The sequence below is a fragment of the Acetomicrobium thermoterrenum DSM 13490 genome, from assembly GCF_900107215.1.
Classification (GTDB): domain Bacteria; phylum Synergistota; class Synergistia; order Synergistales; family Acetomicrobiaceae; genus Acetomicrobium; species Acetomicrobium thermoterrenum.
The window spans coordinates 66,340-81,105 of sequence record NZ_FNPD01000004.1; the positions used below are offsets into that span (position 1 = coordinate 66,340).

Annotated in this window: 17 protein-coding genes; 5 read left to right on the plus strand and 12 right to left on the minus strand. The window is 43.5% G+C overall.

Features of this window, described 5'->3' with window-relative positions; translation table 11 throughout:
* Positions 1-82: 82 nt before the first annotated feature.
* Positions 83-949 (plus strand): MurR/RpiR family transcriptional regulator, encoded by an 867-nt coding sequence (locus tag BLU12_RS04325; protein ID WP_091460867.1) that lies wholly within the window; start codon positions 83-85, stop codon positions 947-949.
* 60 nt (positions 950-1,009) lie between these two features.
* On the opposite strand, the gene BLU12_RS04330 is transcribed toward BLU12_RS04325, so the two are convergent.
* The 6 genes from BLU12_RS04330 to BLU12_RS04355 all read right to left on the minus strand — a co-directional run bounded on the left by BLU12_RS04330 (position 1,010) and on the right by BLU12_RS04355 (position 6,522).
* Complete coding sequence (locus BLU12_RS04330) at positions 1,010-1,693, minus strand: metal-dependent hydrolase (RefSeq protein ID WP_091460868.1); 684 nt, start codon at positions 1,691-1,693, stop codon at positions 1,010-1,012.
* A gap of 148 nt (positions 1,694-1,841) precedes the next feature.
* Positions 1,842-2,741, minus strand: coding sequence for a glycosyltransferase family 9 protein (locus BLU12_RS04335; RefSeq protein ID WP_091460870.1), 900 nt, complete (start codon positions 2,739-2,741; stop codon positions 1,842-1,844).
* Positions 2,729-3,013, minus strand: coding sequence for a hypothetical protein (locus BLU12_RS04340; RefSeq protein WP_234945447.1), 285 nt, complete (start codon positions 3,011-3,013; stop codon positions 2,729-2,731). Before BLU12_RS04340 ends, BLU12_RS04335 begins: the two co-directional genes overlap by 13 nt.
* A gap of 4 nt (positions 3,014-3,017) precedes the next feature.
* Positions 3,018-4,814 (minus strand): aspartate--tRNA ligase, encoded by a 1,797-nt coding sequence (gene aspS / locus BLU12_RS04345; protein WP_200778707.1) that lies wholly within the window; start codon positions 4,812-4,814, stop codon positions 3,018-3,020.
* Positions 4,815-4,836: 22 nt separating this feature from the next.
* Complete coding sequence (gene hisS, locus BLU12_RS04350; RefSeq protein WP_091460875.1) at positions 4,837-6,105, minus strand: histidine--tRNA ligase; 1,269 nt, start codon at positions 6,103-6,105, stop codon at positions 4,837-4,839.
* A gap of 156 nt (positions 6,106-6,261) precedes the next feature.
* Positions 6,262-6,522: a stage V sporulation protein S gene (locus BLU12_RS04355; protein WP_009200339.1), complete on the minus strand. Its 261-nt coding sequence runs from the start codon at positions 6,520-6,522 to the stop codon at positions 6,262-6,264.
* Between the two features lie 482 nt (positions 6,523-7,004).
* Here BLU12_RS04355 and BLU12_RS04360 point away from each other — a divergent pair, with 482 nt between their 5' ends.
* The 3 genes from BLU12_RS04360 (at position 7,005) to BLU12_RS04370 (ending at position 8,559) form a co-directional block, all read left to right on the plus strand.
* Entirely contained in the window at positions 7,005-7,706 is a 702-nt protein-coding gene (locus BLU12_RS04360) for a DUF1538 domain-containing protein (RefSeq protein ID WP_091460876.1), read from the plus strand.
* A 24-nt stretch (positions 7,707-7,730) separates the two neighbouring features.
* A complete protein-coding gene (locus BLU12_RS04365) occupies positions 7,731-8,060 on the plus strand; it encodes a P-II family nitrogen regulator (RefSeq protein WP_234945448.1) in 330 nt (109 codons plus the stop codon).
* 220 nt (positions 8,061-8,280) lie between these two features.
* Positions 8,281-8,559, plus strand: coding sequence for a F0F1 ATP synthase subunit gamma (locus BLU12_RS04370; RefSeq protein WP_234945449.1), 279 nt, complete (start codon positions 8,281-8,283; stop codon positions 8,557-8,559).
* A 161-nt stretch (positions 8,560-8,720) separates the two neighbouring features.
* On the opposite strand, the gene BLU12_RS04375 is transcribed toward BLU12_RS04370, so the two are convergent.
* The 4 genes from BLU12_RS04375 to BLU12_RS04390 form a co-directional block, all read right to left on the minus strand.
* Positions 8,721-8,924, minus strand: coding sequence for a cold-shock protein (locus tag BLU12_RS04375; protein ID WP_009200335.1), 204 nt, complete (start codon positions 8,922-8,924; stop codon positions 8,721-8,723).
* 165 nt (positions 8,925-9,089) lie between these two features.
* On the minus strand, positions 9,090-9,428 hold the full coding sequence (locus BLU12_RS04380; protein ID WP_040348343.1) for a tRNA-binding protein: 339 nt from the start codon (positions 9,426-9,428) through the stop codon (positions 9,090-9,092).
* 49 nt (positions 9,429-9,477) lie between these two features.
* The gene (locus BLU12_RS04385; protein WP_040347759.1) at positions 9,478-11,343 is read right to left on the minus strand and encodes a TRAP transporter permease; all 1,866 of its coding nucleotides are present in this window, start codon (positions 11,341-11,343) and stop codon (positions 9,478-9,480) included.
* Positions 11,344-11,429: 86 nt separating this feature from the next.
* Entirely contained in the window at positions 11,430-12,416 is a 987-nt protein-coding gene (locus BLU12_RS04390) for a TAXI family TRAP transporter solute-binding subunit (protein WP_091460878.1), read from the minus strand.
* Between the two features lie 195 nt (positions 12,417-12,611).
* On the opposite strand from BLU12_RS04390, the gene BLU12_RS04395 reads away from it, so the two are divergent.
* A complete protein-coding gene (locus tag BLU12_RS04395; protein ID WP_091460879.1) occupies positions 12,612-12,791 on the plus strand; it encodes a DUF5362 family protein in 180 nt (59 codons plus the stop codon).
* Between the two features lie 11 nt (positions 12,792-12,802).
* On the opposite strand, the gene hisD is transcribed toward BLU12_RS04395, so the two are convergent.
* Together hisD and BLU12_RS04405 are read right to left on the minus strand one after the other, a co-directional pair.
* Positions 12,803-14,056 (minus strand): histidinol dehydrogenase, encoded by a 1,254-nt coding sequence (gene hisD, locus BLU12_RS04400; protein WP_234945450.1) that lies wholly within the window; start codon positions 14,054-14,056, stop codon positions 12,803-12,805.
* Between the two features lie 12 nt (positions 14,057-14,068).
* Positions 14,069-14,758 carry a hypothetical protein gene (locus BLU12_RS04405; RefSeq protein ID WP_091460882.1) on the minus strand — a complete coding sequence of 230 codons (690 nt, stop codon included), beginning with the start codon at positions 14,756-14,758 and terminating at the stop codon, positions 14,069-14,071.
* Positions 14,759-14,766: the final 8 nt, after the last annotated feature.

Below are 14,766 nucleotides of genomic sequence, written 5' to 3' on the forward strand. Positions count from 1 at the left end.
TCTGTACAGTTAACCTGTAAACTTTTTTTGTTAATTTTGAACAAAAATATCTTATCTGATTCGTTTAAGGACGGTGTGGGGCATGAACCGAGAAGAACTAGAATCTCTTTTGAGAGATAAAATACCGACGTTGCCAAAAAAAGCCAGAAAGGTAGCAGAATATCTGCTGTCTAACATGAGAGAGGTGGCTTTTTATTCAATAGGCGAGGTGGCGGATAAATTAAACGTCTCTAAAGCTCAACTGGTCCGTGTGGCAAGAATTTTGGGTTTCCAAGGATATGCCGATTTAAAGACAGCCCTCCAAAAGGCCATATTGGAACAAATAGATCCCGTAACCATGTTGGCTAGGGCAAAAGAACGGGGAGAGGGCCTGCTTCCCAATATCTTGGACACGGAGCACGCAAACATCGATAATACGTGGCGCATGCTGGATAGAGAAAAAATCAACGAATTCGTGGAACTAGTTAAAAAAGCGAAAAACATCTATTGCATGGGTTGGGGCATTTCCTCGCTGGTAGCTGAAACTTTCTATATGCGCTTCAGGGTAATGGGGCTTGCCGGGCATCTCATTAAACGCGGTTCTTTGGCAATTTTAGAGCAAGTGCGTGGCATCAAAGAAGGGGACATGGTCATCGTTTGCGAATTACCCAGCTATGTCGTGGAAGTTACTGAGGCCATAACAAAATGCGCATCTCAAAAGGCAACAATCGTTACCATAACCGACACTGCAGCCGCTCCCGTTTGTTCAGTGGCCACTCTCCAATTTTACGCCAGCGCCCTAAGTCCTACCTTCGGAAGCAGCATTATCGGGCCATTGTTTTTAGCCCACATATTAACTTCCGTGCTTTCGGTGGAGTTGGGCGAGGCAGCCCACGAGGCTTTGGAAGAACAGGTCCAATTTTTGCACGACGAAAGGATATTTCATCCGGTATTTGGCCTTAGATATTAATCCAATCTAACCAAACTTGATAAATTAGTGGGTGCCTCGCCCGTTATTACTCATTATGCTTCATACTTCGCAACTTTGTCCCGGATCTAAGATGACGACTTCGGCTAAGGATCCGACCTTCGATTTAAATTCCTCGGGGTCTGCCTCTATGACGGGGAAGGTTCCATAGTGCATTGGGATCACCTTTTTGGGCTTTATAAATTCGACTGCCCTAACGGCGTCATCGATATCCATAACGTAATTTCCTCCTATGGGCAAGATGGCAAGGTCTATGTTTTCGGCTTCGAGAAGTTTCATCTCCACAGTAAGTCCTGTATCGCCGGCATGGTATATCTTTTTGCCGTCCACTTCGATGACAAATCCACAGGGAGTGCCTCCATACAACATTTTGTCCCCATCGGTGATCCCGGATCCGTGCCATGCGGGAGTTAACTTAACCCGCCCGAAGGGAAAGGCGTATCTTCCTCCTATGTGCATAGCATGACATTTAACTCCCTTGGAGGACAAGAAGCCGGATATCTCCGCATTAGTTACAACAGTGGCTAGAGTTTCTTTGGCTATTTGAACCGTATCCCCCAAGTGGTCATCGTGACCATGAGTTATAAATATGAAATTCAGCTCCTTTATATCGCTTGGCTTCCAAGCGCTGTTAGGATTGCCCGACAAAAAAGGGTCTACTAACGCCTTTAAGCCTTTACCCTCGATATAAAAGGCCGCATGCCCAAGATATGTCACTTTAGCCATTTACCATCGCCTCCTCATCGAAAAAATTCTTGAAACCAAGCAAGTATAGAGATTATACGTTTACATTATACTGTAACCCTCACACTTCTGTTTATAGGGTAAATCCACAGGGGATTTTGTCCAAGCAATGCTGCTCGCTTCGAACTCGCTACGACATGTCGTCCAAAAGGGATGTCCCGATTACCCCTTTTACGTAGCCGCTCTTTATAGATTTTAGATATCTCTGCGCTGTAAAAAACACCCTTTCGACGGAATGAGTCATTTTTCCTCCCCGTTCCCATAACCATAGCCCTACTCCCCATTTCGGTATCTCCTTTGGAGAAGTGGGGCCGAAAAGACCTATCACCGGGACCCTTCCTCCGAGCGCTATGTGAAGACCGAGCGTATCTACGCTTATAAGCAAGTCGAGGTTATAAATCCAATCGGCATAACCGACCATAGTTCCTCCCGGCTGCCACGCGACTTCGCATCCTGCGCTTTGAAGCTTTTTTGCCAGGCTCCACCAGCACTCCATGGGCCAAGCTTTTTGTGGCCACTTTAGTCCTACACGAGGATTTAACCCAACTAAGGGACGCTTACGGAGATTGCCACCCTGTATACGGATGTAAGACCAATAGGGCTCGCCTCTCCATTGCATGCCACACAACTTGTAAAGCCAGTGAGGATGGGAATGCCTACTGCTCTCGTTTGAATCTATTAAGTTCTCCAATTCCGGAAATCTTGGCCTTGTTCGCCAACGGTTTCCGTCGAAATAAAATCCCTTTATTTTGGATGCCCACTCCTCAGAGAAAGGGATTTGAGTCCTTTCGAGGTAAAAAATGACATCGGGTTCTTGAGCTTCTTCCAATGTATCTATAAAATGCAAATTTTCTACAGGAGGAAAGAGCGCCTGTAATTTTCCGGGGGCACCATACCAATACACTTCGTTGTCTGGCAAAAGACGAGAAAGCAATACTCCGCTCCTGAACACCTCGCCATCGGAAATGCCTCCTGTGGCGGAATCCCTAAGAAGCTCTGTCTCGCCGGTTTTGATAATTAAAAATCGCATTTTGCCACCACCTTAATTCGCGATGAGCTGTAATGACCCGATTCATCACATTCAATTCCCATAAGACGAATAACAAAACTTTCATCAGATATCATTGCTAAAACGGAAGTGTCTTTGTTTATTTCATACCAGGCATTCATAAGTTTTGCTTCTTCCCAACCCTCGGCGGAGATAAAGCCATTCAACGTTTCATCTCCATTTAAGTCGTAAATCCAATTTTCAAATCTCCCTCCAAGAATAATTCCTCGACCCTTTAAGCACCTAGAACCCACTTTTTTAACCTTCCTCCTCATCAGTGGCCGTTACCTTAATATGAAGCTCTTCAAGTTGACGCTCGTCTACATAAGACGGGGCACCGGACAACAGACACTGAGCTTTCTGAGTTTTAGGAAAGGCAATGACATCTCGTATAGATTTGGCACCGGCCAAGAGCATTACCAATCTGTCAAACCCTAATGCAATCCCCCCGTGTGGCGGTGTACCGTAAGAAAGCGCAGACAACAAAAAGCCGAACCGATTTTTTGCCTCAACCTCGTCCAATCCAAGGACCTTAAAAACACTCTCCTGCACCTTAGGGTCATGTATTCTTATAGAACCTCCGCCGACCTCATTACCGTTTAGAACTATATCGTAGGCACGAGACCGGACCTTCCATGGTTCGCTTTCCAACAAGTGCAAGTCCTCGTTTTTAGGAGACGTAAAGGGGTGATGAACGGAAACATATCGGTTTTCCGTTTCGCTCCATTCGAATAAAGGAAAATCGACCACCCAAAGAAAGGCCCATTTGCCCTTTTCGATCAAATCGTACTTCCGTGCGACTTCCAAACGAAGTTGTCCCAATACCTCGCATACTTTGTTCCTATCTTGATCTGCCATTACAAATAGAGCGTTCCCTTGAGAAAGTTGCGATTTTTCTATAACGAGCTTCTTTCCATCTTCGTCCAAGAATTTGACCATGGGACCTTTCAATTCGTTCCCCAGCTGAAAATAAGCCAACCCCTTGGCTCCCAGTTCCTTTGCCTTCCCCTCAATAGTGCTCATCTCTTGTCTGGACAGCGATGCTCCACCAGGAAGCACAAAACCTTTAATTGCCCCTCTTTCTCCAACTTCGAAAGCCCTAATACCTCTGCCCTGAAAGACTGCTTTTAAGTCGACAATCTCAAAGGGGATCCTCAAATCCGGCTTATCCGAACCGAAGCGCTCCATTGCTTCTGAATAGCTTAAACGCGGGAAGGGCGTTTGTATTTCCACCCCTATAGTCTCGCGAAATAATCCCTTCACATAGTCCTCTATTAGCTCAAAGATGTCCTCCTCCGTCAAAAAGCTCATTTCTATATCGATTTGAGTAAACTCCGGTTGTCTATCTGCTCTCAAATCTTCATCTCTGAAACACTTAACTATCTGAAAATATCTGTCTAACCCGGAGATCATCAATATTTGTTTAAAAATTTGCGGAGACTGGGGAAGAGCATAAAATTTTCCAGGGTTTACCCTGCTCGGAACCAAATAATCCCTTGCCCCCTCAGGAGTCGATTTGGTCAACATCGGAGTTTCCACTTCAACAAAACCTGCATCCGTCAAAAACGTTCTTGTATAATTCGCCGCTTTGCTTCTGAGGCGCAAATTCCTCTGCATAACCTCACGTCTTAAATCTAAATATCTATATTTAAGCCTTATATTCTCATCGATGGCGCTGGCCTCATTTAAATCGAAGGGCGGCAAAGTTGATGGAGATAGCACCATGAGGTCGTCGGCTATAATTTCGACATTACCGGTCTTTAGAGATGGGTTTTCCGTTCCGGCAGGCCTTTTTTTAACTACACCCTTGATGGCAACCACATACTCGCTTCTCAGCTGCTTTGCCCTTTCGTGAACTAATTCGTTCGTCTCGGGGTTAATGACCACCTGAACTAAACCGGCATGATCCCATATCTCAAGGAATATAATTCCACCCAAATCCCTTCGCTTTCTCACCCATCCGTTTATAATAATTTTTTTCTCTATATGGTCTTCGGTTGCATTGCCACAATAAACGGTCCTTTTCCAGTTTTCATCGAACACTGCGTCAAACATTGAATTCGCCTCCATAGCCAAGCTATCCAGCTAAATTTGCCTTTACGTAATCTATTAAGGAATCATTCGCCACTTCGCTTTGGGAACCTTTCCTGAGATCTTTTACGGTAACAACGCCCTTCTCTATCTCGACACCGCCCAAGATACAGGCAAGTTTGGCTTCTCTATTTGAAGCTGTTTTGAGTTGTGAGCCAATTGATTTACCGGTGTAGTCCATATCGACACTAATTTGCTCGCGCCTTAAGTCGTAGAGCAACTTCAATGCCTTATTTTTAGCCAAGTCATCAGCTGTCACTATAAATACATCGATACCTGGTTGCTGACCAAAATCGCAACCTTGCCCTTCCATGGTCAAGACTATACGCTCTATCCCTGCCGCAAAGCCCACACCTGGAACGTGAGGTCCACCTATCGTTTCAGCAAGGTTATCGTATCTTCCGCCACCGCATACGGCATTTTGTGCGCCAAGCTCCCCCGAAAGGACCTCGAAAGCCGTCTTTGTATAATAATCCAAACCCCTAACGAGATTTTTATCTTCTTTATAGTTTATGCCAAGAATTGTCATGCCCTCTTTCACTCTTTTGAAGTGTTCGCTGCATTCGACGCACAAATAATCCGCAATACCCGGGGCATCTTTCATTATTTCACGACACCTTTCGTTTTTACAATCCAAAATCCTGAGGGGGTTTCTTTCAAATCTATTTTGACATGTGTTGCATAACGCATCGAAATTACTTCCCACATATCTTTTCAATGCATCTCTATAACCTGGCCTGCAAACAGGGCATCCTACCGAGTTTATCACGACTTCAAGATTGGAAAGGCCAAGCGCATTAAATAAATATATAGCGAAGGCAATGATCTCCAGGTCGACTTCCGGAGCTTCTGAACCAAGAGCCTCGACATCTAATTGCCAAAACTGACGATATCTTCCCTTTTGCGGGCGCTCATACCTAAACATTGGTCCTGCGCTCCAAAGTTTAACCGGCTGAACCTTCTTTGACATGCCATGCTCCAAATAACACCTGACCATTGAAGCCGTAAGCTCCGGCCGCAAGGTTAAGCTTCTACCCGCTCTATCTAAAAAAGTGTACATTTCCTTTTCCACTACATCCGTCGAATCTCCTATACCCCTGGAGAAAAGTTCTGTATGTTCGAAAAGCGGCAAATGTACTTCATTATAACCAAAAAAACCTGCGACTTTTCTCGACGTCTCTAAAACGTAGGCCCACTTCCAAGCCTCATCGGGAAGAATATCCCTTACACCCCGCGGTGCTTTAATTATATCCATAGCGCATCGACGCCTCCTGTTAATTTACATATGATGATATTTATTGACGTTGAAAATTATGATATCAAAAGATCGGAATAGTAAAAAGCGCGGCCACCACGATGCCGCGCTTTTTCGTGCATCTACGTCGGGGATTTACCCAAACATCTACAAGGATTATCTTGATTCAAGTTGAAACTTAATTGCCGTCCTTTCTTCGCCATCTATGCTGATTTTTGCAAAAGCAGGTATGCAAATCAGATCAATGCCGTTAGGAGCTACATAGCCCCGGGCAATTGCTATTGCCTTGACAGCCTGGTTCACTGCCCCTGCACCTACAGCTTGCACTTCCACTGCACCCTTCTCCCTCATGACTGCAGCTATAGCTCCTGCGACAGATTTTGGTTGAGAGTTTGCGGAGACCTTGAGAACTTCCATAGCATTCGACCTCCCTGTAAATTAAGCTCTACATTCATCGAATATGCTCTTCCCCGACTACACCTTATAGTCTACACCATAGTATAGCTACATATCCAAACTTTTTGCAAGCAGGAAATGCCATAAAAAATCAGTATATTAAAAGAATTTATAATCTCCATGCGGCAAACCTTCTCACCAAAAAATTGCATTGCAAATATGAATACATCATTTTCAAATCATGGCCTTGGTATAGATCGTATGTGGCACAGTGTAACAAATATTCGTAAAGTCTTATATAATAAGAAGGGCAATAAGAATAAAACCAAATGTAACATGTTCAATATAAATATCGCTTTTTAAAGAGATCGCTTTTAACTAATGATATAAGTTTATGTTTAAAACAAGATATTCTCCCTGAGACAGTAATTATTTTTCAGATATATTGTTTAACACATGGTTAAATATTCATCATTATATGACATAGGAGGTCAAAATATTACATGAGAATATTGGCCAATTTCAAGGATTTCTTGGAAACCACAAGAAGTGTACTGCCTCTAGCTGTAATTCTCATATTATTTCAATTGGTCATATTAAAAAGACCAATAAAAAACGTCAAGGATATTATATTTGGAATTTTATTGTGCATATTCGGTCTACATATTTTTTTGAAAGGGGTGCTCATGAGTCTGCATCCGCTGGGGGATTCGGTAGGAGAGAATTTAGTATTAATGAGCAATAAATGGCTTATTGTAGGAGCTGCTTTTATTATTGGATATCTCGGAACGCTGGTTGAGCCGGCTTTGAAGACACTGGCACTTGAAGTGGAAGAAGTATCAATAGGGGCAATACCTCATAAGACGCTGACACACGCAGTTGCCGTCGGCTTCGGCGTCGGGATGGGCATAGGCATATACAAAATTTTATTCGATATCCCCTATGCAAAAATAATTACCCTCTTGCTCCTACTTGTTCTAATATTAATACTATTCACACCCGATGAATTTATTTCGATAGCAATGGATTCGGCCAGCGCAACCACGGGGCCGGTAAATATACCCATCAACATGGCAATAGCTATCGGCCTGGCAAAAGTTCTAGAGAACGTCGACCCACTTACCAGCGGTTTTGGTATTGTTGGACTAACGTCTATAGGAGCCATGATCTCGGTATTGATATTAGGCATATTGACGAAAATATAAATACTGATGCAAATGGGGAGAGGGATGTTTATGGATGTCAAGTGTATTGTTGCCATCGTAGAAAGAGGCAAGGCCGACAAAATTGTTGAAGGAGCCAAAAAGGCGGGGGCCAAAGGTGCGACTATCCTCTACGGAAGAGGGACTGGTCAATCAGAGGCTTTGAGATTTTTTAACCTTCGCATCGAAGCCTCTAAGGAGGTTATATTAATACTAAGCGAAGTCAACAAATATAAGGCAATATATGATGCCATTGTCGATATTGGAAAACTTAATGAACCAGGTACTGGGATTATATTCACATTTATGGTTTCTGAACTCACCGGCTTACACCACAGGGAACAAATAAAAAACTAGTTACTGTAAAAAATCATGAGGGGATATAGAGTTACTAGAACATAGATGATTGCAAAGGGACATTTTTGCATATGACATCTTGAAATTAATGTTATCGATTTCTTTATATTTCATTTCAATATCTATAAAAAAATTAAAAAAATATTGCGATGCATGTAGATTTAATTGTCTCACGATAGTATAATAGGTCCAAAATTTAATACGAAAAGGAGGGTTTAAATTGCCGGAAGGTAGAGGTAGAAGACGAAGAAGAAGCACTATAGAGGAAATGATTATTAAAACACAAGAAAAACTGGAAAAAACCAAGAAAAGATTTATCAACAAGCATACCAATGAGATCATTGATATGTTCACTCAGATTGTTGAATCAGCAAGACTGGACACATTCGATGTACTTAATGACTATATTAGCATAAACAATGAAAATGAACGCAAGAAATTTGTCCAAGAACTCGTTATTAACGCAGCTCGTAATATCGACGCCGACTCTCAATCATAAAAAACGAAAAACGTCCTCTTTATCTAAAACTAGCGTTCCAACGAAATTAAGGGGGCAAAATAAAAGGGCCTCCTTAATTTATATGCTATCACACAAAATTTAAGAGGTGCCCCCTATGGGGCACCTCTGCGATAGGCTTATGTTATCTTCGTTTTTAAGATTTATAGAGCCGATACTTCAGAAGCCTGTGGCCCTTTGCTTCCCTGGACTATCTCAAAAGAAACTCTCTGACCTTCAGCTAATGTTTTGAAACCATCTTGCTGGATTGCGCTGTAATGAACGAAAACGTCCTTACCGCCGTCTGCTGTGATGAAACCATAACCTTTGGACTCGTTGAACCATTTGACTGTACCCTGTGTTTTCACTAATGTTGCCTCCTAAATACACGTTTTAAAAATTTTTTACGTCGATGGCGCCTATCGACAAATTTATCATACACCTTATTTTACATAAGTCAAGTACTTTTTAACTTTAAAATTTTGAGAGTTCCTTCACCCAAAAAATCCATCACGATCGATAATGCACCAAAATTAAAACACTCTCGACCCCAAAGGAGGGTTGTCGTCAACGGATAACAAAAGTACCTTTCCTTCATCATTGGGAACGCCAAGAACCAGGATCTCGCTTTTAAAGCCCGCTACAATTTTCGGGGGGAAATTTACAACAGCGACTACCAATTTTCCCTGCAAAGCCTGAGGCGAATAAAGCTCTGTGACCTGGGCGCTAGATTGCTTAACTCCAATCTCGCCGCCGAAATCGACCCATAATTTATACGCAGGCTTTTTGGCCTTTTCGTTATATTCAACTTTCACTATTTTTCCCACTCTCATATCCACAGCAACAAACTGCTCATAGTTTATAGTATCCACATCTATCTCCCCTTGTTTCAGTACCCTGGCTTTATCTCTTAATCTAGCATCACATATCGTTTTTATGAAAGCTGCCCCTTCGAGCAAGGACAAAAAGCGTTATTATAGCCACAATGCCAATTAATTTTATTGTAGCCATAGGCCACAGACAACATACACCGAAAACCAAAAACAAGCTTCTTGATAAAAGACCTATTGGCTTATTTGAATAACCTTCCAAAGCACAACCTAATGCAACGGCAGAAAATAAGCCGCCCAGAAGGACCAATATGTTGGAAACTGCATTGCCCTGCAATAAAAGACCGCCATCGTAGCAAAAAGCGAAGGGAACTACAAAAGCCAAAAGACCCAACCTCATCGCCTGGAATCCGGTCTTATCAGGATTGGCGCCTGCAAGGGAACTAGCGGCATAGGCAGCCAATGCAACGGGAGGCGTGATGTTAGATATAACTGCAAAATAAAACACAAACATATTTGCCGCCAAAGCCGTAAACCCTAATTTAACAAGAGCGGGAACTGTCAATGCCGATGCTACTATATATGCTGCAGTTGTAGGAAGCCCCATACCCAGAATAATAGAGAGTGCCATTACTAACAATAGCGCCAAAAACGGAAGGTTCATGGCCAAGGAGAATATAAAACTTACGACTTTAAAGCCAAAACCCGTTAGGGTCACAGAACCGACGACAATTCCAGCAGTAGCACATGCTATGGCAACGATAAAAATGTTCTTAGATCCGTCGTGAATGGCATCGATAACTGCCCTTGGACCCATGCGATAGTGTTTATCGAAAAGAGACATTGCCCAGGCCAAGGCTATGCTAATGACAGCTGCTCTCATGGGTGTGTAACCATATAAAAGCATCACGACCAATCCGCCGAGTGGAATTAAAAGATACGACTTCTTGATGACGTTGGCACGCGACGGAAGTTCTTCGCGGGGAAGACCTTTCAACCCTATCTTCAAGGCCCTAATATGCACCATCACCAACACGGCTACGTAATACAAAACCGCCGGGACGAAAGCAGCAATCATGATATTCCTATAAGGAACCCCCAAAAAAGCTGCCATTATAAAAGCGCCTGCTCCCATTAAAGGGGGCATTATTTGCCCACCCGTACTGGCAACCGCCTCGACGGCACCTGCAAAGGTTGGCGAATATCCCGTCCGCTTCATAAGAGGTATAGTAAAAGCGCCAGTCGCATAAACATTGGCCACTGCCGATCCGGATATTGAGCCGAAAAATGCTGAACTTAAGACAGAAATTTTGGCCGGCCCGCCAGGAGAATGTCCCGCAAATGCCTCAGCCAACTCCATAAAGTATGTGCCTGTCCCCGATTTCTCCAAAAATCCTCCAAATATTAGAAAGATCATCACGTAAGTTGCCGATATGCCCAAGGGGGAGGAAAAGATACCTTCATCGGTGAGATAGAAATGTTCTATGATCCTATCAAAGGAAAAAGGATAGGCTCTAAATATTCCGGGCATGTAATGACCAAAATACATGTACAAAGCAAAAAGTGCCCCAATAATCGCTAAAGGCAAACCCACCACCCGTCGCGTTCCTTCAAGCAAAAGAACAACGAGCAACGTCCCAATTACTATCTGAGTAACGGTTACAGGATCAACTTGGATCATTCTATAAATTATAGATTCGTAATTAAATATTACATATAAACCCGGCAGCGTGGCCAAAAAAGCCAGCAACCAATCAAACCAGGGAACTCTATCCTTTGGACTTTGCTTAGTTGGAGGAAATAACAAAAATGTCAAAGGCAATACCCATAGTAAATGCACATTTCGTTGTAAATAGGCTTCAAGAGATCCAAATACGGCTGTATAAAGATGGAACAAGCCCATGCACACTATATATACGTAAACAAAAGATCTCAAAGGACCAGTAAAACTCCTCAAACTTCATCACCCTTTATTCTTGCAAAAATTAATTGGGCGGACGATAGTAAAAGCTATCCGCCCAATATAAATTGCGATTAATATCTTTATTTAACTTCCGACCAAAATTTTATGCTTCCGGGATGAGCCGGCACTCCTTCGGTGATTGCTTCCTTGGGATTTAACTCCTTGATATCGGCAAAGGCTTCCGCCAGACTTTCCTTGTTTTCCCACAGTGCTTTCGCAAGTTCATATACCAGATCCTCGGGTAGGGTATCTCTTACAACAATACAGGTATAGTCGCCTACCGTGGGCACCGGCTCCTGTGCTCCTTTATATAATCCTGCTTCTATATTAAATGTTGTGGTGCCATATACTTCCGACATGGCACTGCGGGCTTCCTCGTCGACAGGAAGCAAAACTACGTCAACGCGACTTTCGATATCCATAATTACAGGAGAAATTCTTCCTACCTGAAAGGCAAAGCAGTCCAGATGGTTGTCTGCCAACAGATCAGCGCCATCCGAATAGGATGCAAACTGTATCGATGCTCCCCATTTTTTCATATCATCCCAGGTTACACCATAACCCCTTTCGAAAATACCGCGGATTGCCATTTCGGAGGAAGTTCCGGGCTTCAACGTGGCAAAACGAATGGGCAGCTTCTTCTCGACTATATCCTTGACGGACTTGACGCCCTGGGCTTCGGCATAATCTTTACGCATAATAAAATAGGTATACTGCCTGTAAAGGTTTGCGAAAAGACTTACCCCCTTAACGGGCTCCTTAAAAGGGTCTATACCTTTGACTGCTGCACCCAAAGCCGATGTCACAGAAAGACCAAGATCCGCTTGGCCTCTCGCAACACTAACGATATTGCTCGTTCCCCCACCGCTGCCGCTGCCGACATGAATCACGTTTTTGGTCCACATATCCGAAATGGCGCCTCCTAAAGCGAACCATGTACCTCCTGGAGGACCAGAGGGGAACCTCAACTGCTGAGGCCAATCGCTTTTCGCCGCAAAAGCAAAAGATCCAACGCTACTTAAGAACAACAGGGTAATCAAGAATACTATAATCTTTCTGACCTTCATCGTTCAACACCTCCAAAGTGTTATTATAAAAAGAAACAAACCGGCAATGCAATATATACCCCAGGCGGTTCAATGGGGCAAATTAGCTACAAATATACCACAAAGAAAAAAATTGGTGTACATTTTTTATGACCGATCGAGGATAATATTACTTACAATGTACAAAGTACAAAAAATTTCCAGGGAGGCTTTTAGATGGGTAAAACGTTAAGGATAATCGGGATAGTAGGAATAATCTTAGGAATTCTGATCATGATACCGATAGTGACGATCCCATCCGGGATAGCCATATGCATTAACGGGATAGTTCTTTACGCAATTGGAAGAATATACGACGACGTAAGGGCAATCAAAGACAAGTTAAACCTCCCTTGATTTTTAGCCCATCAATACAGACCACGCATGCGCATAGACAGGCTATGAGCAGCCAAACCCTCAGCATCGGCAATTCTTGCTCCATGCCGTGCTAGGTTGAGGGCTGCTTTTTTGGAGGCACATAAATGCTGCAGAGGGCGAAGAAAGGTGCCAACCCATAAACCGCCTTGGAATTTCGCCGACCTTCCTGTTGGCAAAATATGGTTTGTGCCCGCTATATAATCACCAAAGGGTACGGGAGAATAATTTCCAAGGAAGGCAGCGCCGTAACAAGTAAAAAGCTCAAGCACGGATTCAGGCTTTTCAACGGCCAGTTCCAGATGTTCCGGAGCAACCTCATTGGCCATCCGTGAAATTTCCTCCAATGTACCTACAGCGACAGCCCCGCCATTTTCCCACGCTACAGAAGCCACGGATGAAGTCCTTATATTATCAAGCAGTTTATAAACTTCTCCTATCGCCCTTTTGGCAATGGATTCATCTGTGGTCAATAGCATAGCCCTTGCGCTGGGGTCGTGTTCGAGTTGGGCTACCATGTCGGCGGCTAGGAACTTCGGATCTGCATTGCTGTCGGCAACTATCATCACTTCGCTCGGACCGGCCAGCCCATCTATGCCAACGATGCCGAAAACTTGCCTTTTAGCTTCCGTGACATAGGCGTTGCCTGGCCCGACGACGATATCCGCCTGTTTTATATCACCAGCCCCAAAGGCAACGGCCGCTATTGCCTGTGCACCTCCAATGGCCCAAGCTTCCCTTATGCCAAGCATTCCCATAGCGGCAAGCGTAACCGAATTAGGCCTGCCTTCCCTGCCGGGAGGAGTTAAAACCGCAATCCTTTCTACTCCGGCTTCTTGTGCAGGTATTACTCCCATCAAAACCGTGCTGGGCAAGGGGTATCTGCCTCCGGGGACATAAACGGCAGCGCTTTTTACGGGAATAAATCTCATTCCCGCCTTTATCTCTTCGTCTATATCGCATGTAAAGTCTTTTAATATTTCTCTTTGAGCCCTATGAAAGGACCTAATGTTTTTCTCTGCAACTTTTAAGGCTTCTTTCATCTCAGTGGACAATTTTTGCCAAGCTTCTTGGATTTCATCTGGTTTTATCTTTGAAGGTGCAAGTCCATCTAAGGACTCGCATATCCTGGTCAGGGCATCCCAACCTTCCAGCCTAATCTGATTTAATATATCCTCTACTCTTTCGCGAACCTCATCCATTAATTCCTTTGCTTTAGATTCGTCAAAACGTTTTAGAAATTGCACACCTACCACTCCTTAAAGGTTTCTCCACGCACAGCTTTTTGCACGAGAACAACCCGGACATTTGGGGTATAAATCGTGATTATTATATGCTGTTCCAATGCCAACTAAGAAAGTAACCGAATAAAATGGCTCAATCATCATATGTTGATTTACCGTAATACCTTTATTTTCGCCTTTCAAGACATTTAATATGAAAGGTTGTATCGATAGAGACAACCCGGGAGTGGAACCGGGAATATGAACTAAGCTCACACAAAAATCCTTGGTGCGGGCCAAATCCATAATCATCTTTTTCGTTTTTGCAATAAGTTGCCCCATCATTGATATGCTAATCTCACTTAAAAGATACGAGGCCAGCAGTTGGTTTTCGGAATTATATTTTCGTATTTCCCATTCAATGGCCGAACCTAGGGTAATTAAACCTATGACAACTTCCCTGGCAGGGGTTAATTCGGATAAACCGTCATTGATGTCTAAGGAGTATATTTCATCTCCCGCATAAAAAAGAAGCCTGCCATCCTTCACGCTGACGGGGCAAATTTCGTAGAGCAATGCGGGATCTACCAATTTACCGGCAACTGAAGTCAATTCGTCCAGCTGTTGGTTAACCACCTCTGAATTTAATTTAGATTTATCACCATCTTTAGCTAGAGTATCGAAATTCAACTCTGACAAAGAAATTTCCAAATTTTCGACTGCCATCTGCTCCT

What these genes read in the sequence shown, in the direction of transcription:
- BLU12_RS04325 (WP_091460867.1), top strand. Translation starts at nt 83, where the DNA reads ATGAACCGAGAAGAACTAGAATCTCTTTTGAGAGATAAAATACCGACG.
- BLU12_RS04330 (WP_091460868.1), bottom strand. Translation starts at nt 1,693, where the DNA reads ATGGCTAAAGTGACATATCTTGGGCATGCGGCCTTTTATATCGAGGGT.
- BLU12_RS04335 (WP_091460870.1), bottom strand. Translation starts at nt 2,741, where the DNA reads ATGCGATTTTTAATTATCAAAACCGGCGAGACAGAGCTTCTTAGGGAT.
- aspS (WP_200778707.1), bottom strand. Translation starts at nt 4,814, where the DNA reads ATGTTTGACGCAGTGTTCGATGAAAACTGGAAAAGGACCGTTTATTGT.
- hisS (WP_091460875.1), bottom strand. Translation starts at nt 6,105, where the DNA reads ATGGATATAATTAAAGCACCGCGGGGTGTAAGGGATATTCTTCCCGAT.
- BLU12_RS04355 (WP_009200339.1), bottom strand. Translation starts at nt 6,522, where the DNA reads ATGGAAGTTCTCAAGGTCTCCGCAAACTCTCAACCAAAATCTGTCGCA.
- BLU12_RS04360 (WP_091460876.1), top strand. Translation starts at nt 7,005, where the DNA reads ATGAGAATATTGGCCAATTTCAAGGATTTCTTGGAAACCACAAGAAGT.
- BLU12_RS04365 (WP_234945448.1), top strand. Translation starts at nt 7,731, where the DNA reads ATGTTTATGGATGTCAAGTGTATTGTTGCCATCGTAGAAAGAGGCAAG.
- BLU12_RS04390 (WP_091460878.1), bottom strand. Translation starts at nt 12,416, where the DNA reads ATGAAGGTCAGAAAGATTATAGTATTCTTGATTACCCTGTTGTTCTTA.
- BLU12_RS04395 (WP_091460879.1), top strand. Translation starts at nt 12,612, where the DNA reads ATGGGTAAAACGTTAAGGATAATCGGGATAGTAGGAATAATCTTAGGA.
- BLU12_RS04405 (WP_091460882.1), bottom strand. Translation starts at nt 14,758, where the DNA reads ATGGCAGTCGAAAATTTGGAAATTTCTTTGTCAGAGTTGAATTTCGAT.